Genomic DNA, 20,113 nt, shown 5'->3' on the forward strand with positions numbered 1-20,113 from the left:
GCGACCTGCGGATTCCGCCAGCTTGATCGGCTACACCACTCGGCGGGACGCCATCCGTGGCTGAGGCAAGTCACCCGGCGGCAAGTACGCGCGGGCGCCCCCGGTCGTCGTGGGCGGCACCGCAAGTAGCCGACGGACGTACCCACTTGGCCTGTCACCATCACGAGGAACCACCCGCACCCAACACCCCAGGGGCGCGGGGAACTGCGCGAACAACCACGACGCACCCGCACCCCGCAGCCGGACTCAGCCACCCCACCCGAACCCGGAACTCACCCACAACCCGAACGCCGGACAAGCTGGGGTTCAGCTTGTCCGGCGTTGAAGGGGAAAACGTCAGTCGCGGCCCAGGAGGCGTTGCACAGCCCCCTTCAGTTCGGTGACGGAGTCCGTGTCGGCGGATGTGGCTCGCCAGGAGACGAAGCCGTCGGGGCGGACGAGGACGGCACCGTCGGGACCGATCCCGTGGCGGGCGGGGAAGACGTCGGCGGGGTCGGTCAGATCACCGGTGCCGAGACGGTGAACAACAAGGGGGACACCGAGTTCGGCGGCGACAGCCGTACCGGCGGCCTCCCAGGCCCCGCCGGCGGCAGGCGTGACGAGCACGGGACCGGAGCCGTAGAGGTCGAGGGAGGACACGGACTCCCCACCCCGCGAGAGCGGAACGTGCGGCGCCCGAGTCCCCGGCTCACCGGACAGCAGCCGGGGCAGCACCGGCGCCCCCTCGGAGTACCGGTACCCGAACACGGTCGTGCTGTAGCTGTCGGCCGGCGACAGCCCCCCGTCCTCGCCCCCGTCCTGCCCGGTCCGGTCCTGCATCATCGCCATGGTCTGCTGAAGCGTCATCCAGGCGACGGGCTGCCGCTCGGCCTGATACGTGTCGAGCAGCGCTTCTCCCCCGCTCCCGCCGAGCACCGCGCCCAGCTTCCATGCGAGGTTGTGCGCGTCCTGGATCCCGAGACTCGCCCCGAACCCCCCGGTGGGCGGCACGAGATGCGCCGCGTCCCCGACGAGGAACACCCGCCCCCGCCGGTACTCGCGAGCGACCTGCGCCCCGATGACGAAGCTGAGCCACTTCGCCCCGCCGGCGGGCAACTGCGGCACGATCCGGACGTCGAGATCGGCCACCCCGATCGCCGCCCGCACGAGCCCGACCGCCTGTTCCTCGGTCACCGTCTCCAGTGTCGTCCCGGGCGGCATCGGCGTCGCGAAGATCCACCGCTTGTCCCCGTCGTGCGCGAAGAGGATCGTCGACGGCGCCGGCTCGTCGAGGTAGCAGACCCCCACCGGACGCCCGCGCGCCGCCTCACCGAGGTCCGCCTCGAACAGCACGGAGACGGTCGTGGCGAACTCCCCGGGCCCGTCGAGTTCGATCCCGAGCCCGGCGCGCACGGGACTGCGCCCCCCGTCGGCGGCGACCAGGTACCGCGCACGCACGGTCCGCTCGGCCCCGTCCTGCCGCAGCACCGCGCTGACCCCGTCGTCGTCCTGCTCGAAGGAGACCAGCTCGGTCCCGAAGGAGAGGTGCGCCCCGAGTTCCACGGCCCGCTCGCGCAGCAGGTGCTCCAGCCGGTCCTGGTCGATCGGCGCCCACTCGGCGGGGCTGACCTCCCCGCTCGGGTCGGGGCTGTCGGTCGGCCCGCTGAAGTGCTCCTCGGCGGCCAGCGTCCGCGCCCTGATCATCTGGAGCTTGCTGAAGTCCGTGGCGAGGCTCGCCTCGGCCCAGATGCGTTCGTCGAGCCCCGCCTGCCGGTAGATCTCGACGGTGCGGGGGTTGATGCCCCGGGAGCGGGGGTGGCTGAGGGTGTCGGGGTGCCGCTCGACGACGAGGGCGCTGACTCCGTGCCGGGCGAGGAAGACGGCGGTCGACAGGCCGGTGACCGCGCCCCCGACGATCAGCACCTGTACCTCGGTAGGCGCCTTGCTCATGAAGGAACTCCTCTCTGGTGGCGGGGGGTTCAGGGCTTCTTGCGGCACACGACGAGCGTGTCGTACTCGCTCAGCGGCGAGACCTCGACCTCGTCGAAGCCGACCTTCTTCGCGACGGCGACGGCCTCGGAGACCGGGTACTCCTCACCGCCGTCGGTGACGAGGAGCATGTCGAGGCTGATGACCAGGTTCTCGATGTGCGTGGACTCGTCCTCCAGCATCCGGTCGTAGATCAGCAGCGTCCCGCCGGGGTTGACGGCGTCGTACGCCTTCGCGATGAGCTGCGCGCGCTGGGTCTCGTCCCAGTCGTGCAGGACGTGGCCGAGGATGACGACGTCGGCGGTGGGCAGCGGGTCGGTGAAGAAGCTGCCGCCGTGGAAGGTGACGCGCTCGGTGAGGCCGTCCTCGGCGACGCGCTCGTCGAAGAGGGGTTCCATCGCCGGGAGGTCGAAGACGTGGCCGGTGAGGTGGGGGTGGTGCTTGGTGATGATGGAGCACAGGTTGCCCCGCGCGCCGCCGACGTCCAGCACGGACGCGTGCCCCGACCAGTCGTACTTCTGGGCGAGTTCGGGTCCGACGACGTGGGTGAGCGCGTCCATCATCCCCACGAACTGGCGCAGGATGTGCGGGTTCTTGGTGACGGCGTCGAAGTCGCTCCCCGACTGCTGCTGACCGGTCCGCAGCCCCTCGGACAGCCGCCCCCACGCCGGGTACAGATTCCGGTTCGACCGCTCCAGGAACCCGCCGACGTACGTCTTCTCCCCCTGCACGAGATAGGTGTCGGCACCGGGGGCGTTGCGGTACTTCCCCCCGTCCCGCTCCAACAGCTCCAGCGCGGTGAGCAGGCTGAGAAAGTCCCCGAGCCCCCTCCCATGCAGCCCCAGCGCCTCCTTGATCTCCCCCTCGCTCGCCTCCCCCTTCTCGTGCAGCACCGTGAACAGCCGCAGCTCCACGGCCGTCAGCAACGCCTTCGCATCACAGAACATGTTCCCCAGCCGGATGATCCCAGCAGGAGTCCCCACGTCCGGAACGGTCTGCGCCATAGCCCAGCACTCCCTCCATCACCCACGACGCCCATTGCCCCGCGGCCCCCGGACAGTGACACCCCGAAGTCGAGACCCCCTCGAACCCGACCGGTGCCGCCATTTTTAGGGGCGCGGGGCTGTACCGAACAGCGGCTGCGCCGCGGGGCGCGAACAACCACGACGAAACCCGCACTCCGCAGCCGGACTCAGCCCACCCACCCGAACCCGTCTCCACCACCCCTTGAGCCCGCGCGGCTATTCATCTCGCGTCCGTCCGGACCGTCCAGAGGGGACATACATGTACGACGTGAGGATCCCGGTGCTGATCGTCGGTGGAGGCCCAGTCGGCCTCTCCACCGCCCTGTTCAGCGGACGCCGCGGTGTACGCACGATGCTGCTGGAGAAGCGCGACACCACCTCCACCCTCCCCCGCGCCCCCGGCCTCCAGGCCCGCACGATGGAGCTGTTCCGCGCCGCCGGCCTGGGCAAGGAGATCCGGGCCCTGGAGATGGGCGACTCGCACGCCTACTTCGAGGGCGGCATCATCAAGGTCCACACCTTCGCCGAGATAGACGAGGCGGTCCTGCTGGAGGCCCCCTCCCTGGACGGCCCCACGGTCAGCCCGGAGCGCGTGATGGGCTGCGGCCAGGACCGCTACGAGAAGGTCCTCGCGGACAAGGCCCGCGAGGCCGGCGCCGACGTCCGCTTCGGCACGAAACTCATCTCCTTCGAGCAGGACGCCGACGGCGTGACGGCGATCGCGGAGGAGACCGGCGGCAAGAGGTTCACGATCCGCGCCGACTACCTCGTGGGCGCGGACGGCGCGGGCAGCCGCACACGGGAGATGCTGGGCGTCAAGCGCACCGGCCGCGGCACCGTCTTCGACGCGCTGAGCATCTACTTCCGCGCCCCCGAGCTGGAGGTCCTGCTGAAGGACGCGAAGTTCATCCTCTGCTACGCCAGCGCGGGCGGCACGCTGATGGGCCTGTCCCGGCTGCACGGCTGCGACCCGTGGCTCGCGACCCCCCTGTACTACCCGGAGAAGGGCGAGAAGCCGGAGGACTTCGACGACGCCCGCTGCGTCGACATCGTCCGCAGGGCGGCCGGCCACGACATCGACGTCGAGGTCGTCGCGAAGGTCCCGTGGCGCGGCGCGCAGCTCGTGTCGGAGACGTTCCGCGAGGGCCGGGTCTTCCTCGCGGGCGACGCCGCGCACGTGCACCCCCCGGCGGGCGGCTTCGGCGCGAACACCGGTATCCACGACGCCCACAACCTCGCCTGGAAGCTCGCCGCGGTCCTCCAGGGCTGGGGCACGGACGCCCTCCTCGACACGTACGACGCGGAGCGCCGCCCGCTGGGCACGGCGATGTCGGAGCAGGCCCTGGTCCGCAACCGCATCCGGCACGGCTACGCCACCGAGCAGGACCGCGCGGACTTCGTGGACGACGTGATCATCACGCTCGGCTACCGCTACCGCTCCTCCTCGGTGATCGCCCCGGCGGGCGCCAAGGTCCTCTCCCCGGACCTGGAGCTGACGGGCGAGCCGGGCACCCGGGCTCCGCACCTGTGGCTGCGCAAGGGCGGCGAGACGATCTCGACGATCGACCTGTTCTGGGACTCGTACGTCCTGCTCACCGGCCCCGACGGCGCGGCGTGGACGCAGGCGGCGGCGAAGGTCGCGGAGAAGCTGGGCGTCCCGCTGCGGGTGCACACGATCGGCGAGGCACAGGCGCTGAAGCCGGTGGACCGGGAGTGGACGGACGTCTACGGGGTGGGCCCGGCGGGCGCGGTCCTGGTGCGGCCGGACGCGTTCGTGTCGTGGCGTGCGGAGGGCCCCGCGGCCGATCCGCTGGCCGTGCTGTCCGATGTGATCGCCCGTGCGGCCGGCCATGTGCCGGCGTCGGTCTGAGGGGAGTCCGCGATGACGGACACCTCAAACGCCGCCGGGCGTCCGGCGGCCGTCCTCGGGCAGGCGATGGCGTTCCAGTACGCGAAGCTGGTGCTGACGGGGCTCGATCTGGGCCTGTTCGAGGCGCTGGCGAAGGAGCCGGGCACCGCCGAGGAGCTGCGCGGCCGACTGGGGCTGCACGCCCGGGGCACCGGGCACTTCCTGGCGGCCCTGGCCGAACTGGGCTTCCTGGAGCGGGACTCCGCTGGCCGCTACCGCAACGCCCCGACGGCCCGGGACTGTCTGGTGCCGGGCGGCGAGGGGTTCCTCGGCGGTTTCCTGCGGGCCGCGGACCAGGTGATGTACCCGGCGTGGGGGCGGCTCGCGGAGTCGCTGCGCACGGGGGCGCCGCAGGCCGCGACGTTCTCCGGCGAGGACATGTTCGGGGAGCTGTACGACAGCGAGGAGAAGAAGGGGGGCCTCGTCGGGATGGCGGAGGACGCGAGCCGTCCGCTGATCCCGGCGCTGACGTCCCGTTTCGACTGGCCGTCGTACCGTTCGGTGCTCGAACTGGGCGGCTGCCGGGGCAACGTACTGGCGGGGCTGGTGCGGGCGCATCCGCACCTGGACGCCCGGGTCCTGGACCTGCCGCAGATGGAGGCGGACTTCACCGCGCACATGGCGGCGATCGGGATGACGGGGAAGGTCGGCTTCCACGGGGGCGACTTCTTCGCGGGGCCGCTGCCCGAGGCGGACGTCCTGATGATCGGCCACTCCCTCATCGACTGGAACGACGAGCAGCGCGAGCGACTGGTGCGCAACGCCTTCGCGGCGGTGCGGCCGGGCGGGGCGTTCCTGGTGTGGGACCCGGTCATCGTGGACGGCGCGGACAGCTATCTGCGCAACCTGGTCCGCAGCCTGAACCTCCAGCTGATGACCCCGCACGGCACCGGGTACGACCTGGAGCAGTGCGCGGGGTGGATGCGGGCGGCGGGCTTCGCGTCCGTCGACCACACCTCACTGGGCCACGACGTGACGCTGGTCGTCGCCAGGAAGGAGTGAGCGCGGCCGTGTGACGACCGCCTCAGCCGCGGATCCGGGCGACGTGTTTCTCCTGGACCTCGCGGCTGCTGCGGACGAACTCGACGAGCAGCCTCAGCTCGTCCACCGAGTAGTGCTGGAGCCCGGCGTTGGCCTCCTCGGCGAGCGGCCGGTAGATCTCCTCGGCGGCCTTGCGGGTGCGCTCGCTGGCCCGCACGACGGACCTGCGGCGGTCGCCGGGGTCCGGTTCGCGGGTGAGGTAGCCGAGTTTGTCGAGCCGGTCCAGCATGGCCGTGACGCTGCCGGTGGTGAGTCCGAGCGCCGCACCCAGTTCACCGGGTGCGGCGCTCTCGCGTTGCAGCAGGACGTCGAGGCAGCGCAGGTCGGTCTGGTTGATGCCGAGCCGGGCGGCGGCCGCCGCGTCGACCGCCTCGACCGCGCCCTGGAGGGCCCGCACCTCGCCCGCGAGTTCCCAGCACAGCGCTTCCTTGCCCAGGCCGGTCACAGCTTCACTTGACATTCAAGTATCTCGACCTTCAAGATAGAAGTACGCCTTGACAGTCAAGATAGTTGACCGGCAAGGAAAAGCAAGCCGTACAAGATCGGGAATGTTGCCCGGGTTCCAGGAGGAACGCTGCGATGAACACCCCGCACGACATGAACAAGGACAGTAACAACACCGAGGAGACCGTCCTCGTGGAGGTGTACTACACCTCCGAGAAAAGGCTGGGCCACTGGACGACGGCCCGCCGGATCGAGGTCCACGCCCGCCGCTCCTCACTCCACCTCGACCTGCGCTCCCACCGGATCCCGGACGGCGAGATCACCGTCCACCTGCGGGCCGAGCGCACCACCGTCAAGCTCCTCGTCCCGGACGGCGCCACCGTCGACGAGAAGGAGCTGGAGCTGCCCGACAACTCCAAGGTCAAGGACGCCCAGCGGCACGCGCCGCACACCGGCGGCCGGCGGATCCGGCTCACCGGCCGGCTCCAGCACAGCGAGGTCCGCGTCGCCCGGGGCGGCATGGCCAACCTCTCCTCGATGTTCACGCGCGAGTTCGTCGAGGAGACCCGCCGCGCCCACCGCGACGGCGACCACCCCGCCCTGCCGGACCCCTCGCTGCCGGGCCCGCGCCCCAAGAGCGACGACGTCTGACGCCCCCGGAAGACGCCTGACACCTTCGCCCGACACCTTCGACAGAGGCTTGAGCGGCCCCCCTTACCTTCTCGCCCTGCCCGTCCGGAACCCCGGCGGGCGGGCCCCGAGAAGCAAGGAGAGCTGTGCGATGAGCCTCGAAGAACCGGCCCCCTTCCGCGCGGCAGGGGGCCCCAGGTGGATCTGAGCACCCTGGGCCGGCTGCTGCTCGCCCTGACCGTGATCGTCACCGTCGCGCGCCTGCTCGGCGCCCTCGCCGGACGGCTTCAACAGCCGCCCGTGATAGGCGAGATCATCGGCGGGATCCTGCTGGGACCCACGCTGTTCGACGGCGAGATCACCTCCGCCCTCTTCCCCGCCGACGTCCGCCCGTCCCTGACGAACCTCGCGAACCTCGGCGTGTGCGTCTTCATGTTCCTGGTCGGCCTGGAGTTCGACCGGGGTCTGCTGCGGGGCCAGGGCCGCATCGCGGCCGGCGTCTCGCTGAGCGCGATCGTCCTGCCGTTCTCCCTCGGCGCGCTCCTCGCCCTCCACCTCGCGGACGGCCACCCCACCGACGACAAGCTCGCGTTCGTCCTGTTCCTCGGGACGGCCATGTCGGTGACCGCGTTCCCCGTGCTGGCCCGCATCCTCACCGACAAGAACCTCATCAGCACGCCCGTCGGCGGCCTCGCCCTCGCGGCGGCGGCCGTCGACGACGTCCTCGCCTGGTCGATGCTGGCCGCCGTCGCGGCCCTCGCCGGCGCGGCGGGCGCCCCCTGGCACGTCGCGCTCGTCCTTCCCTACGCCGCGCTGCTGCTGTGGGGCGTACGGCCGCTGCTGGCGAAGCTGGCCGCGCGGGCCCCTGGCCGCAGGGCGGGCCGGCTGACCGACGCCGGAGTACTGCTCGGCGTCGCGGGCGGGCTGTACCTGTCGGCTCAGGCCACCGAGTGGATGGGCCTCCACCTGATCTTCGGCGCGTTCCTGTTCGGCATCGTGCTGCCCCGCGAAGGCGCTGCGCGGCTACGCAGCCGGGCCCTTCCCTGGGTCGAACGCACCTCCTCCCTCCTCCTGCTCCCCGTGTTCTTCATGGTCGCCGGCCTCAAGGTCGACCTCTCCCGCATGGACGCGACCGCCTTCGGCGAACTGGCCCTGATCCTCCTGGTCGCGATCGGCGGCAAGTTCATAGGCGCCTTCCTCGGCGCCCGCGCCAACGGTGTCCAGCCACGCCACTCCGTCGTCCTCGCCCTCCTCATCAACACCCGCGGCCTCACCGAACTGATCGTCCTGACCGTCGGCCTCCAACTCGGCGTCCTCGACCAGCCCCTCTACTCCCTCATGGTCATCATGGCCCTGGTGACCACCGCCATGGCCGGCATCGTCCTGCCGTTCGTCTACCCCGAGGAACGAATACGGGCCGACCTGGCTGCCCGCGAGGGGGCGACGCCCCGCCGGGTGGGGTGACCGCGCGGACCGTTCGGCTCCGCCAGAGGCCGGGTGGTGTCCGGCGGGGTGGTGGGCGGCGCGTCGCTCCGGAGTACCGGTGAGCGGCACATTCCGCGTCCGGCCGGGCGGGCGCCACCCCGCTTCCGGACGCCACCCCGACTCCGGGCGTCAGGCCGACGGCCCGCGCCGCCCGCCACCCGGCGGGACACCACCCGCGGGCCGTGCGCGGGTGCCGGCCAACCCGGCGCGGTGCGGCGGCCACCGCCTCGGCCGGTCGGCCCTCCGCGTCACGGGCTCCACTCCTCCACACCACCACGCCACCGGCAGAACACCGCACCACGCCCCCTGACACACCCGGGCGGGGTGGCTGTCGCAGCCACCCCGCCCGGTTTTCTGTGTGCGCCGGCTCAGCCCCCGGCGCCGTGCTCAGCCCAGCGACGCCTTCGCCAGCAGTTCCAGCTGGCCGGGGTCCGCTGTGCACGGGAAGATCAGCAGTTCGTCGCAGCCGGCCTCCTCGTAGGCGGTGACGGTGTCGCGGAGGGCTTCGGCGCCGATGACGACCGCTTTGGCGGCCATTTCCGCCTTGGGGCCGATGAAGGCGTAGTAGGACCGCAGGTAGCTCTCGGCGATGTCTCGTGCGCCGGGGCCGAGGCAGGCGTACACGAGGGCGACCAGGCGGGGTTTGTCGGGGCGGCCCGCCGTGCGCCATGCCTCGCGGGCCCGCTGCGCGAGGTCGGCGTAGCCGGTGGCAGAGCTGCCGCCGGCGATCCAGCCGTCGGCGTGGCGGGCGGCGCGGGCCATCGCGGCCGGGGTGTGCCCGCCCACGATCAGCTCGGGACGGCCGTCCTCGGCGAAGGCGGGGCCGATGCCGGGGACGGGGCCGCGGCCCGCCCAGGTCTCCTTCAGCTCGGCGATGATGCCGTCCAGGCGGCGGCCCCGGTCGCCGTAGGACGCCCCGGTGGCCCGGAAGTCGTCGTCCCGGCCGCCGGCGGCGACGCCCAGGGTGAGCCGGCCGCCGGAGAGGGCGTGGACGGTGGCCGCCTGCTTGGCGAGCACCGCCGTGCCCGGCCGGTAGGCGGCGATGAGGATGCTGGACGTGAGACGGATGCGCTCGGTCACCGCGGCGGCGGCGGCGAGCGAGGTCAGCGACTCGTAGTTGTCGTACACGAGCCGGTCGAGCACGCCGAGGCTCGCGAAACCCAGGTTCTCGGCCTCGCGGGCCCAGCCGGTGAGCCGGGCGCCGGTGACGTCCGGGACGGTGGTGGGCAGGCCCACTCCGGTCTCCATGGCGGCCTCCCTTCGCCTAGGCGGGTTTACGGGCGACGAGGAGCGTGTTGCCCAGCAGCAGCGGATGCCGGGTGACGTCGGTGAACCCGGCCACCCGCATCCACTGCTCGCAGTCACCGGGGTGGTAGCCGGCGCCGGCCGGGGTCATCACCAGCATGTGCAGGCTGGACACCAGCGCGGGCAGGTGCGGTTCGTCGCCCGGCATCGGGTCGTACACCAGCAGCGCGCCGCCGGGCGCGACGGCCTCGTACGCCTTCCCCACCAGCGTCTTGCGCTCGTCGACGGAGAAGTCCGCGAGGACGTGGCCGATGACGACGACGTCGGCGGGCGGCAGCGGGTCGGCGAAGAAGTCGCCGCCGGTGAACTCCAGGCGCCCCTCGACACCGAGCGCCTTGGCGTGCTCGGCGCACGGCTCGGCGTTCTGCGGACGGTCGAAGACGCGGGCGGTGAGGTGCGGCCGGGCCTGGAGGACGAGCCCGGCGAGGTTGCCGCGCGCGCCGCCGACGTCGGTGAGGGTGGCGTACCCGGTGAGGTCGAGGGCGTCGAGGAGCTGCGGGACGAGGGGTGCGCTGAGGGCGTCCTGCATCGCGAGGAACGTCTGGCGGGCGCGGGGGTCGTCGAGCATCGCCTCGAAGTCGCCCTCGGCCTGCGGTTTTCCGGTGCGCAGGGCCTCGGTGAGGCGGCCCCAGGCGGGGTAGAGGACGTAGTTCGCGCCGTCCAGGAAACCGCCCCGGAAGTTCTCGCCGCGCACCAAATAGCCTTGCGCGAGCGGGCTGTTGCGGTAGCGGCCCTCCGTCTTCTCCAGGAGGCCGAGGGCGACCAGGGCGTCGAAGAAGTCGGTGGCGGCGCGGGCGTGCAGGCCGGTCGCCGCGCGCAGCTCCTCCGTCTCGGCGCTGCCCTCGACGGTCTGCGCGAGGGCGGTGAAGACGCCGAGTTCCACGGCGCTCAGGAGGAGCTTGGAGACGGTGAAGCTGTGGGCGAGTCCGCTGATCTTGGTGAGGTCGTCGGGGGTCATCGGCCCTGGGTCCCTTCGGCGCGGCGCAGGCCCAGTTTCGGGCCGAAGGTGAGGTAGAGGCCGCCGACCGCGTTGGCCGGATTCATCGGGGCCTGCTTCTGCTCGTGCACCTTGTTGAGGTTGGCGAGCGGGTTGGGGTCGCCGCTCTCGGCGCCGTTGAGGTGGGCGTGGACGCTGGCGTAGACGTCCTGCGCGTCGTCCATGTCGGCGATGCCGGTGACGATGCGGTTGAACGCCTCCTGGAGGTTCAGGCTGTCGCGCTGGCTCTGGGTGAGGCGCTGGGCGTTGTAGAAGTGGTGCTCCTTGCCCCGGTAGCTCTCGTAGAACACGGAGACGAGGACCAGGAGACGTTCGTAGGCGTGCCGGTAGACGGTCTGGTAGAAGTCCCACGCCTCGTCCTCCTCTACCTCGCCGCGTAGGACGCTGCCGAGGGCCGCGGCGCTCAACATGCCGCTGTAGGTGGCGAGGTGGACGCCGGTGGAGAGCAGGGGGTCCAGGAAGCAGGCGGCGTCGCCGCTGAGGAGGTAGCCGGGGCCGCAGAACGCGTCGGCGGTGTACGAGTAGTCCTGCTCGACCTTCATGCCGGCGACCTGTTCGGCGCCCTCCAGCATTCCGGCGACCTGCGGGCACTCGGTGATGACCTTGTCGTACACCTCCTGGATGCCGCCCTGGAGGCGCTTCTTCTCGTTGAAGATGTCCCGGCCGGTGACCAGGCCGACGCTCGTCGTCCCGTCGTGCAGCGGGATCACCCAGAACCAGCCGTCGGGCGCGGAGCACACGGCGATCGCGCCGTCCGGGCCCCGGTCCAGGCGCTTGACGCCCTTCCAGTACGTCCACGCGGCGACGTTCTGGAACACCTCGTGGTACGTGCGGTTCTTCTGCTGCCGGGCGGCGATCAGGCCGGTGCGGCCGGAGGCGTCGATGACGTAGTCGAACGAGATCCGTCCGCTGCGCGAGGGGTCCTTGGTACCGGCCCAGCTCGCGGCGACGGGCCGCCCGTCCTCGAAGTGCACCTCCTTGACGGTGGTCTCCTCGACGACGGTCACGCCCAGCTCGGCCGCGTGGCGCAGCAGTATCTCGTCGAACTCCGAGCGGACGACCTGCCAGGCGTTGGTGCCGTCGGCGCCGAGCCCGTTGAAGTTCACTTCCCACTCCTCGGGCCCCCAGAAGAAGTACGCGCCCCCCTTCGGCTGGAACCCGTGCCGGTTGACCTTGTCCCAGACCCCCAGGTGCTCCAGGATCGGCCGGCACGACGGCAGGATCGACTCCCCGATGTGATAGCGCGGGAACTTCTCCCGCTCCACCAACGTGACCTCGAACCCCTCCTTCGCCAACAGCCCAGCCGCCGTCGACCCGGCGGGCCCTCCCCCGATGACCAGGATCTGCGTGGACTCGCGCATGAGTTCTCCCATCCCTACGTCCCCCAGGACGCGCTAGCGGGCCGAATTACCGTCCGCCACCGTGAGGGGCCTCTCTGGAAAGGGAGTTGAACCCCACTCAACGCTCCGCGCGGGGCCGAGCCCTTGGAGAAGTCGACGCGCACACCTATTCCGCACAGCACCAGCCGCACAGGGGGCAGGGCCAGGCGCGGCATGCGGAGCGGGCGGATTCGAGGGGCCCGGGGTCCACAGCGCCAGCCGCACGGGGGGCGTGCCCTCGGAGATGGGCAACTCGCACACCTATTCCACACAGCGCCAGTCACACGGGTGCAGACCACCATCACGGCCCACGCCGCCACGACGACCGACACCCACGCCACCAAGCCCCCGGCCCACCGGGTTCGACGCCCCGCGTACTCAACACCCCGGCCCACAAAGCACTCACCACCCCCCGGCCCCTCAACCACTCCACACCGGCCCATCCGGCCCGGCACACTCGGCCCCCGCCACAAGACTCAACCCCCAGCGGCCCCACGCCTCAACCCCCCGACACCTCCGGCGACTTCCCGGCCGCCCCACTCGCCAAAACCCCCACCCCTCCCCCACACACGCCGCCCTCCGCTCCTCAACACCCCCTCCCATCCCGCGACTTGGCGCACCCAACACCTCCCCACGCCCCACCGCGAGTCGCCTCTCCTCAACGCGCCCTCCAGCCCCACGGCTTCGCCCCCCGGCCCGCCAGGTTCGACACCCGGCGTGCTCAACACCCGGACCCTCGAAGCACTCGCCCCCACCACTCCACACCTGCCCGCCCGGCCCGCCCGGCCCGCCGCAAGGCTCAGCCCCAGTAGCCCCACGTCTCAACCCCCCGGCGCCTTCCCGGCCGGCCCGCTCGCCAGAACCCCCGCCCCTCCCCACGCGCGCCGCCCCCGCTCCTCAACACCCCCTCCCGCCCCACGACTTCGCGCCCCCGTCCCCCCGTCCGCTCCCCATCCCCGCCCGCGCACCACCCCCGCGGCCCCGCCCATTCGACCCCCCGTTCCCCCACCCCCTCGTTCGAGTGGTGTGCGAGGCTCGCCCGAGCGGGAATCGGCCAGGGTCTGGCTCAATCGTGCTCTGCACATCACGAGTACGAGGAGTGACCGATGAGGACGTCGTCGAACGCGCGAAGATGGGCCGCGAGCACGGGGGTCGCCGCGCTGCTGCTGGTGGGGCTGAACGGTGTGGGGAACGCGATGGCGGAGCCGGAGGCGGGGCAGACCGCGCCGGTGGCCGCAGCCGCGCCGGCCCGTTTCGGTCAGCCGAACCTCTACACCAGCGACGTCGACAAGATGCTGGACTTCTACAACAAGGCCCTGGGTTTCCAGGTGGACTTCCGGTTCCCGGCGGCGGGGACCGCGGCGTTCGGAACGGTCTCCAAGGGGAGCGCCTACTACATCACTTTCACGTCGTTCGACACGATCAAGCAGAACACCCCGCTGAAGCACATCGGCAAGTCCACGCAGAAGCAGTCGGACGTGGCCGTGCTCGTCGCGGACGTGGACGCCGCCTTCGCCACGGCGAAGAACGCGGGCGCGAAGGTGCTGATGGCTCCCAAGGACCAGCCCTGGGGCGAGCGCCAGGCGTACGTGGCCGACCCCGAGGGCAACCTCGTGCAGATCTCCACGCACTCCGACCACTGACGGCGTAAGAAAAACACCGGGAACCGGCAGGGCACGGCCCCTGCCGGTTCCCGTGGGCCGCCGCCCGGATCAGCGGGCGGCGGCCACGGCGTTCTCGGCCACCTTCTCCTCCCAGGAGACCCGGTAGGAGTACACGGGGATGGTCGCCTTGACGCCGAGCTTGAGGAAGAACGGCAGCACCAGGTCCCGCACGGCCCGCGCGAGCCCGTTGGGCGCGGCCTTCTGGTTCCCCGTCCTCCGCCCTTCCTTGATGATCTTCTCGACCCGGTCCTGCCGGATCGCCTGGAACGCGGCGAACGCCCGCTGCGGCGTCGGCAGATCCCGCAGGCACTTGGCCAGCACGATCGCGTCCTCCATGGCCATCGACGCCCCCTGCCCGACGTGCGGCGAGGTCGCGTGCGCCGCGTCGCCGACGAGACAGACCTTGCCCCGGTGCCACACCGGCAGCGTCAGCATGTCGTAGATGGGGTAGCCGATGATCCCCTCCGGCGTGGAGTCGATGATCGCCGACACCGGGTGGTGGTCACGCTTGTGCCGCTCCAGGAGCCGGGACTTCCACACGTCGTGCGGCGTGCGCTCGGTCTCGCCCCGGGCCGGCTCGACGGGCTCGTGGTAGTTCTCGAACCAGTAGACCTCCCCGCCGGGGATGGTCTGGTAACCGAAGAAGCCCTTGTAGCAGAAGGACATCCGCATCACGCCGTCCGCCGGCGCCGCGTCCCGCGAGCGGGTGTAGCCGGCGGTGCCGATCACCCCGGTGTACTCGGGGTGGGGGGCGTCGGGCATGACGGTGTAGCGGGTCTTGGAGTGGATGCCGTCGCAGCCGATGAGGATGTCCGCCTCGGCGGTGGACCCGTCGGCGAACCGGATCAGCACGCCGTCCGGCGTCTCCACGACCGTCTCGAAGAACTTGCCGTACTCGACCCGGATGCCGTGCCGCACGGCCGCCTCGCGCAGCCCCTTGTTGAGCAGGCCGCGCTTGAGGAGCAGGGTCTCGGCGGGGTTCTCGCCGAGCTTCTTGCCGTGGTGGTTGAGGAAGGCGGTGCTGGTGGTCAGGGCGCCGTACTGCTCGACGTCCTCCCGGATGCCGAGGGTGTCGAGGACGGCGAGGCCGTTGGGCGCGAGGTTGAGGAAGGCGCCCGCGTCGTCACGGGGTTCGGCGCTGCCTTCGTAGATGACGGCCTCGATGCCGGCCTTCCGCAGGAAAAGGGCCAGAACCGGTCCGGCGATACCGCAGCCGATGAGGGCCGCACTCCTGGTGTTCATCGCAGTGTTCCTCCTGGAACCTGGGCAACATTCGCGTCGGTGACACGCCTCTGGCGTTCCCCTTGAAGGTCGATCTTCTTGACGTTCAAGGCACTCCTTTATCTTGAGGGTCGAGAATCTTGAATGTCAAGTGAAGACTTCACTGGATGAAAAACGCCGCACCCAGGTCTCCCTGGATGCGGCGTCCGACGCCCCGGCCGGTCAGTGGTGCGACGCTTCGATGCTGCGCGGGGCACTGCCTTCCGTGCCCGGCTTCACGACCGTGAACTGCCCCATCATCCCCACGTCCTCGTGGCGCAGGATGTGGCAGTGGAACATGTACGGCGTCTTCGGGTCGGTGTACGGCGGCAGCGTGACCGCGAGCCGCATGGTCCCGCCCGGCGGCACCCGCACCGTGTCCTTGGGCCCCCGCAGCCAGGCGTCCGGCTTCTTCCCGTCGTAGTCGATGACGTTGAACGTGAGCCCGTGGACGTGGAAGTTGTGGACGACCTCCGCGTCCCCGCTCACCTCCCAGATCTCGGTCTTCCCGGCCGGGCAGACCTCGTCGATCCGGCTCATGTCCATGCCCTTGCCGTTGATCACGGTGCTGTTGAAGTCGAACGTCCGCACCCGCGCGTCCGCCGGCACCGCGATGGCGGCCTGCGCCCCGCGCAGCCGTCCGGGCAGCGGCGCCGACGCGGCGAGCCGGCTCTTGGCCCGCACCTCGATCATGTCGAAGGTGTCCTCCCCGCCCCCGAACCGCTTCGTCGGGAACGACAGCCCGAGCTCCGGCGGATAGCTGCGCAGGACGACCTTCTCCCCGGGCTTGAACGCGACGACGATCTCGGCGCGTTCCCCCGGCGACAGCTGCAACCGGCGCAGCGGCAGCGGCTGTTCGAGCAGCCCGTTCTCCTGGGCGACGAGGTGGAACTCGCGGCTGTCGGTGAACGCCAGGTTGTAGGAGCGGGCGTTGGACCCGTTCAGCAGCCGGAACCGGACGAGCGAGGTGGACACCTCGACGTGGGGGTTGTAGGTGCCGTTGACGAGGATCTTGTCGCCGAGGACGCCGGGGCTGCCGACCCCGGCGAGGCTCTGGAGGAAGGACGCGCCGCGCAGGTCGATGGAGCCGTCGTCGTCGAAGGCGCGGTCCTGGAGGATCAGCGGGATGTCGTCCACGCCGTAGTCGCGCGGGAGTCCGGCCCGGTCCGCCTCGTCGTCCTCGACGATGAACAGGCCGGCCACGCCGCGTGAGACGTGGTCGGCGGTGTTCTGGTGGGGGTGGGGGTGGTACCAGAGGGTCGAGGCGGGCTGGGCGATCTCCCACTGGGGGTTCCAGGTCTCGCCGGGGCGGACCATCTGGTGCGGGCCGCCGTCCATCTCGGCGGGCAGGTGCATGCCGTGCCAGTGGAGGGTCGTCGACTCGGGGAGCTTGTTGGTGAGGGAGACGGAGATCTTCTGGCCCCGGCGCACCCGGAGCGTGGGGCCGAGGAAGGCGCCGTTGACGCCCCAGGTCGGGGTCTTCTTGCCGGGCAGCAGTTCGCTCTCGCCGGTCTGGGCGGTGAGTTCGAAGACCCGGCGTCCCGAGCCGTCGTCCTTGCCCTCCAGGAGCGGGGGGACGCGCACCTTGTTCTCGAAGGAGAGGTCGCCGACGTTGCTGAGCTTGCGGCCCCGGTAGGCGACGGCGAAGTTGGCGGCGTAGGCGCCCGCGCCGAGCACGCCGATGCCGAGCAGGCCCCCGGTGAACAGCAGGATCCTGCGGCGGATGGTCCTGGGCCGCTTCGCGGGCGCCCCACCGCCGGGCTCCATGGCCGTACCGCTCTCCTCACTTCCCCTGTGAGGGTCGGTCGTGGAGCTTTTTTTACCAGTCATTGGGGAATTATGGGCGCGCCCACCGGAGCGCCGCCGGGGTCTTGCTCGATTCCTGCTCGATCGAGTACCCCGCGAACCGGTGAACCCGCACGTCAGACACGTGTCTTGAGGTTCGAGAGATTTTCCAGCAGACGACCGCATGCTGGGCGGCAGCCCGTGCCCACGCCCGGATCAGGAGTCGATATGCCCCCTTTCCGCACCGCTCTCGTGACCGGAGCGAACCGGGGTCTCGGCCTCGCGGTGGCCGCCGATCTGTACGCCCGGGGTCACCGGGTGCTGCTCGCGGCCCGTGACGCCGGCGCCGCCGCCGAGGCCGCCGGGAAGCTGGGCGAGCGGGCCGTGCCGCTCACCCTCGACGTCACCGACCAGGCGTCCGTGGACCGCGCTCTCGCCGACGCCGGCGCCGTCGACGTGCTCGTCAACAACGCGGGCGTGCAGCTCGACTGGGGCGAGGCGCCGTCCACGATCGCCCTGGACCGGGTACGGGAGACGCTGGACGTCAACCTCCTGGGCGCCTGGCGGATGGCGCAGGCGCTGCTGCCGGGCATGGTCGCGCGCGGGTGGGGAAGAGTCGTCAACGTCTCCAGCGGTGCCGCCTCCTTCGCGTACGGTCCGGCCGCGCAGTGCCCGGCGTACTCGGCGTCCAAGACGGCGCTGAACGCGCTGACGGTGATGCTGGCCAAGGAGACCGAGGGGACCGGGGTGCTGGTGAACTCCGTGAACCCGGGGCTGGTCAGGACCCGGATGCGGCCGGACGCGCCGCAGACGCCCGAGGACGCCGCGCGGCGGATCGCGGACGCCGCGACGCTGCCCGGTGACGGCCCGTCAGGGGCGTTCCTGCGGGGGGACGGCACGATGCCGTGGTGAATCTAGCGTGACTGTACGCGGACACTAGCGGCGTGTGCGTCCATGGCTCCCCTCATTTCTTCCACAAGGGGAATCACCACCACCATGTCTACTCGTCCACCCGAGGCCGCCTCCGCCGTCCGGCCAGGTCAGGCCGGTTTTTTCTCCCGGATCGCGGGGTTCGCCAACCGGCACCGATGGACCGCGCTGATCCTGTGGCTCGTCGTGCTCGTCGGCGTCTGGGCCGGCGCCTCGCAGGCGGGCGACCGCTACCGGGACGACTACTCGCTGCCCGGCACCGAGACCCAGCGGGCCCTGGAGATCCTGAAGGAACACGGCGCCGGGAACGCCTGGAACACCGTCGACATCGTCCTGCACGACAAGGACGGGCTGAGCGGTGAGGCCACCCGGAGCGTGGTCGCCGGAATGCTGAAGGAGGTCTCCGGGCTCCCCGGCGTCGTCGGGGTGCGCAGCCCCTACGACGACCGGTCCGCGCTCTCGGCGGACGGGACCGTCGCCTACGCGACCGTCGAACTGGACCGGCCCGCCGAGAACGTGCCGGTCGCCCAGAGCGAGAAGATCCTCGACACCGCGCGGGAGATCCAGAAGGACGGGCTCCAGGTCGAGCTGGGCGGGGAGGCCGCGCGCAAGCTCGGCGCGAACCAGGGCAGCGGGGCCGAGGGCGCCGGGATCTTCGCGGCGCTGCTGATCCTGCTGTTCATGTTCGGGACGGTGATCGCCGCGAGCCTGCCGGTCATCACCGCCGTGTTCGCGGTCGGGGCGACGCTCGGGATCATCGTGCTCGCCTCCCACACGTTCACCATCGCCAGCTACTCGCCGTACGTGATGTCGCTGGTCGGGCTCGGGGTCGGGATCGACTACGCGCTGCTGATCTTCGCGCGGTACCGGGCCGAACTCGTCAAGGACGTCGCGCCCGAGGAGGCCGAGCGGCGGGCGCTGGAGGGGGCCGGGCGGACCGTGCTGTTCGCCGGGTGCACCGTCATCATCGCGCTCCTCGGACTCGTCGCCCTCGGGCTCGGTTCGCTGCGCGGGATGGCGCTCGCGGTGGCGCTGACCGTCCTGCTGACGATGCTGGCCTCACTGACCCTGCTGCCCTCGCTGCTCGCGATCTTCGGGAAGCGGTTCGCGCGGCAGTTCAGCGCGCGGGCCCACAAGCGGGCCGCCCAGGGCAAGCCCGAGGAGGGGGCCCGGTGGCGGGCCTGGAGCGAGGCCGTCCAGCGGCGCCCCTGGGCCGCGCTGCTCCTGCCCGTCGTCGCGCTCGGCGCGCTCGCCGTGCCGGCGGCGGACCTGCGGCTCGGGCTCGCGGACGCCGGGAACGACCCCGACGGCACGACCAGCCGCGTCGCCTACGACCTCCTCGCGAAGGGGTTCGGGCCCGGCGTCAACGGGCCGCTGGTGATCGTGACCGAGGGCGACGACGCGGTGAAGGCGGCCGGGGCCGCCGCGGGCACCCTCCGGGACACGCCGGGGATCGCGCTGGTCAACGGGCCGATCCCGACCGAGGACGGCAAGGCCGCGATGCTGCTCGCCGTCCCGAGGACGGCGCCGCAGGACACGGCGACGACGGAACTGGTCCACCATCTCCGGGACGACGTGCTGCCGGGGGTCTCCCGGCAGACCCAGGCGAAGTACCTGGTCGGCGGGGCCACGGGCTCGGTCATCGACTTCTCCGACACGATCGGCGGAAAACTCCCCCTCTTCGTGGCGATCGTGATCGGCCTCTCCGTCCTCCTCCTGATGATGGTCTTCCGCTCGGTCCTCATCCCCCTCAAGGCCGCCGTCCTCAACCTCCTCAGCGTCGGCGCGGCCCTCGGCGCCGTCTCCCTCGTCTTCCAGCACGGCTGGTTCGGCGCCGAGGCCGGCCCCATCGAGGCGTTCATCCCCACGATGATCTTCGCCATCGTCTTCGGGCTCTCCATGGACTACGAGATCTTCCTCGTCTCCCGCATGCGCGAGGAATGGCTGCGCACCCAGGACGCCGGCCGCGCCGTCCGCGAGGGCCTGGCCCACACCGGCGCCGTCGTCACCGCCGCCGGCGCCGTCATGATCGTCGTCTTCGGCGGCTTCATGCTCAGCCCCGACCGCATGCTCCGCCAGTTCGGCTTCGGCCTCGCCGTCGCCATCCTCATCGACGCCGTCATCATCCGCTCCCTCATCCTCCCCGCCACCATGCGCCTCCTGGGCCCCCGAGCCTGGTGGCTCCCCGCCCCCCTAGCCCGCGCCCTCCCCGAGGTCCGCGTGGAATCCCCCTGACCAGGAGCCGTGCCCGGCGGCCCCTGACAGCCCCCGGGCACGGCCCCTCTCACAGC

The 20,113-nt window shown here is 71.4% G+C and carries 15 protein-coding genes; 7 read left to right on the forward strand and 8 right to left on the reverse strand.

Features of this window, described 5'->3' with window-relative positions; all coding sequences use genetic code 11:
- Positions 1–336: 336 nt before the first annotated feature.
- Both IAG44_RS09740 and IAG44_RS09745 read right to left on the reverse strand, forming a co-directional pair.
- Positions 337–1,929, reverse strand: a complete 1,593-nt coding sequence (locus IAG44_RS09740) for an FAD-dependent monooxygenase (protein ID WP_187746735.1) — start codon at positions 1,927–1,929, stop codon at positions 337–339.
- 29 nt (positions 1,930–1,958) lie between these two features.
- Entirely contained in the window at positions 1,959–2,972 is a 1,014-nt protein-coding gene (locus IAG44_RS09745) for a methyltransferase (protein ID WP_187746736.1), read from the reverse strand.
- A gap of 280 nt (positions 2,973–3,252) precedes the next feature.
- On the opposite strand from IAG44_RS09745, the gene IAG44_RS09750 reads away from it, so the two are divergent.
- Entirely contained in the window at positions 3,253–4,863 is a 1,611-nt protein-coding gene (locus tag IAG44_RS09750; RefSeq protein ID WP_187746737.1) for an FAD-dependent monooxygenase, read from the forward strand.
- A gap of 12 nt (positions 4,864–4,875) precedes the next feature.
- On the forward strand, positions 4,876–5,904 hold the full coding sequence (locus IAG44_RS09755; protein WP_187746738.1) for a methyltransferase: 1,029 nt from the start codon (positions 4,876–4,878) through the stop codon (positions 5,902–5,904).
- 22 nt (positions 5,905–5,926) lie between these two features.
- Here the strand turns inward: IAG44_RS09755 and IAG44_RS09760 are convergent, their stop codons facing one another.
- Positions 5,927–6,403: a MarR family winged helix-turn-helix transcriptional regulator gene (locus IAG44_RS09760; protein WP_187746739.1), complete on the reverse strand. Its 477-nt coding sequence runs from the start codon at positions 6,401–6,403 to the stop codon at positions 5,927–5,929.
- 119 nt (positions 6,404–6,522) lie between these two features.
- Between IAG44_RS09760 and IAG44_RS09765 the strand changes: the two genes are divergently transcribed.
- Together IAG44_RS09765 and IAG44_RS09770 are read left to right on the forward strand one after the other, a co-directional pair.
- Positions 6,523–7,038 (forward strand): hypothetical protein, encoded by a 516-nt coding sequence (locus tag IAG44_RS09765; RefSeq protein WP_187746740.1) that lies wholly within the window; start codon positions 6,523–6,525, stop codon positions 7,036–7,038.
- 177 nt (positions 7,039–7,215) lie between these two features.
- Positions 7,216–8,481 carry a cation:proton antiporter domain-containing protein gene (locus IAG44_RS09770; RefSeq protein WP_187746741.1) on the forward strand — a complete coding sequence of 422 codons (1,266 nt, stop codon included), beginning with the start codon at positions 7,216–7,218 and terminating at the stop codon, positions 8,479–8,481.
- Positions 8,482–8,889: 408 nt separating this feature from the next.
- Here the strand turns inward: IAG44_RS09770 and IAG44_RS09775 are convergent, their stop codons facing one another.
- The 3 genes from IAG44_RS09775 to IAG44_RS09785 are packed head-to-tail and all read right to left on the reverse strand — an operon-like array spanning position 8,890 to position 12,165.
- Positions 8,890–9,750 (reverse strand): LLM class flavin-dependent oxidoreductase, encoded by an 861-nt coding sequence (locus IAG44_RS09775; protein ID WP_187746742.1) that lies wholly within the window; start codon positions 9,748–9,750, stop codon positions 8,890–8,892.
- 16 nt (positions 9,751–9,766) lie between these two features.
- Positions 9,767–10,765, reverse strand: a complete 999-nt coding sequence (locus IAG44_RS09780; protein WP_187746743.1) for a methyltransferase — start codon at positions 10,763–10,765, stop codon at positions 9,767–9,769.
- Positions 10,762–12,165: an NAD(P)/FAD-dependent oxidoreductase gene (locus tag IAG44_RS09785; RefSeq protein ID WP_187746744.1), complete on the reverse strand. Its 1,404-nt coding sequence runs from the start codon at positions 12,163–12,165 to the stop codon at positions 10,762–10,764. Before IAG44_RS09785 ends, IAG44_RS09780 begins: the two co-directional genes overlap by 4 nt.
- Before the next feature lie 1,124 nt (positions 12,166–13,289).
- Between IAG44_RS09785 and IAG44_RS09790 the strand changes: the two genes are divergently transcribed.
- Positions 13,290–13,826, forward strand: coding sequence for a VOC family protein (locus tag IAG44_RS09790; protein ID WP_187746745.1), 537 nt, complete (start codon positions 13,290–13,292; stop codon positions 13,824–13,826).
- A 69-nt stretch (positions 13,827–13,895) separates the two neighbouring features.
- On the opposite strand, the gene IAG44_RS09795 is transcribed toward IAG44_RS09790, so the two are convergent.
- Complete coding sequence (locus tag IAG44_RS09795) at positions 13,896–15,089, reverse strand: FAD-dependent monooxygenase (RefSeq protein ID WP_187746746.1); 1,194 nt, start codon at positions 15,087–15,089, stop codon at positions 13,896–13,898.
- 201 nt (positions 15,090–15,290) lie between these two features.
- The gene (locus tag IAG44_RS09800; RefSeq protein WP_187746747.1) at positions 15,291–16,874 is read right to left on the reverse strand and encodes a multicopper oxidase family protein; all 1,584 of its coding nucleotides are present in this window, start codon (positions 16,872–16,874) and stop codon (positions 15,291–15,293) included.
- A 246-nt stretch (positions 16,875–17,120) separates the two neighbouring features.
- On the opposite strand from IAG44_RS09800, the gene IAG44_RS09805 reads away from it, so the two are divergent.
- Together IAG44_RS09805 and IAG44_RS09810 are read left to right on the forward strand one after the other, a co-directional pair.
- Positions 17,121–17,804: an SDR family NAD(P)-dependent oxidoreductase gene (locus IAG44_RS09805; protein ID WP_187746748.1), complete on the forward strand. Its 684-nt coding sequence runs from the start codon at positions 17,121–17,123 to the stop codon at positions 17,802–17,804.
- 84 nt (positions 17,805–17,888) lie between these two features.
- Complete coding sequence (locus IAG44_RS09810) at positions 17,889–20,057, forward strand: MMPL family transporter (RefSeq protein WP_187746749.1); 2,169 nt, start codon at positions 17,889–17,891, stop codon at positions 20,055–20,057.
- Positions 20,058–20,113 lie beyond the last annotated feature (56 nt).

This window comes from Streptomyces roseirectus, from assembly GCF_014489635.1.
Classification (GTDB): Bacteria; Actinomycetota; Actinomycetes; order Streptomycetales; family Streptomycetaceae; genus Streptomyces; species Streptomyces roseirectus.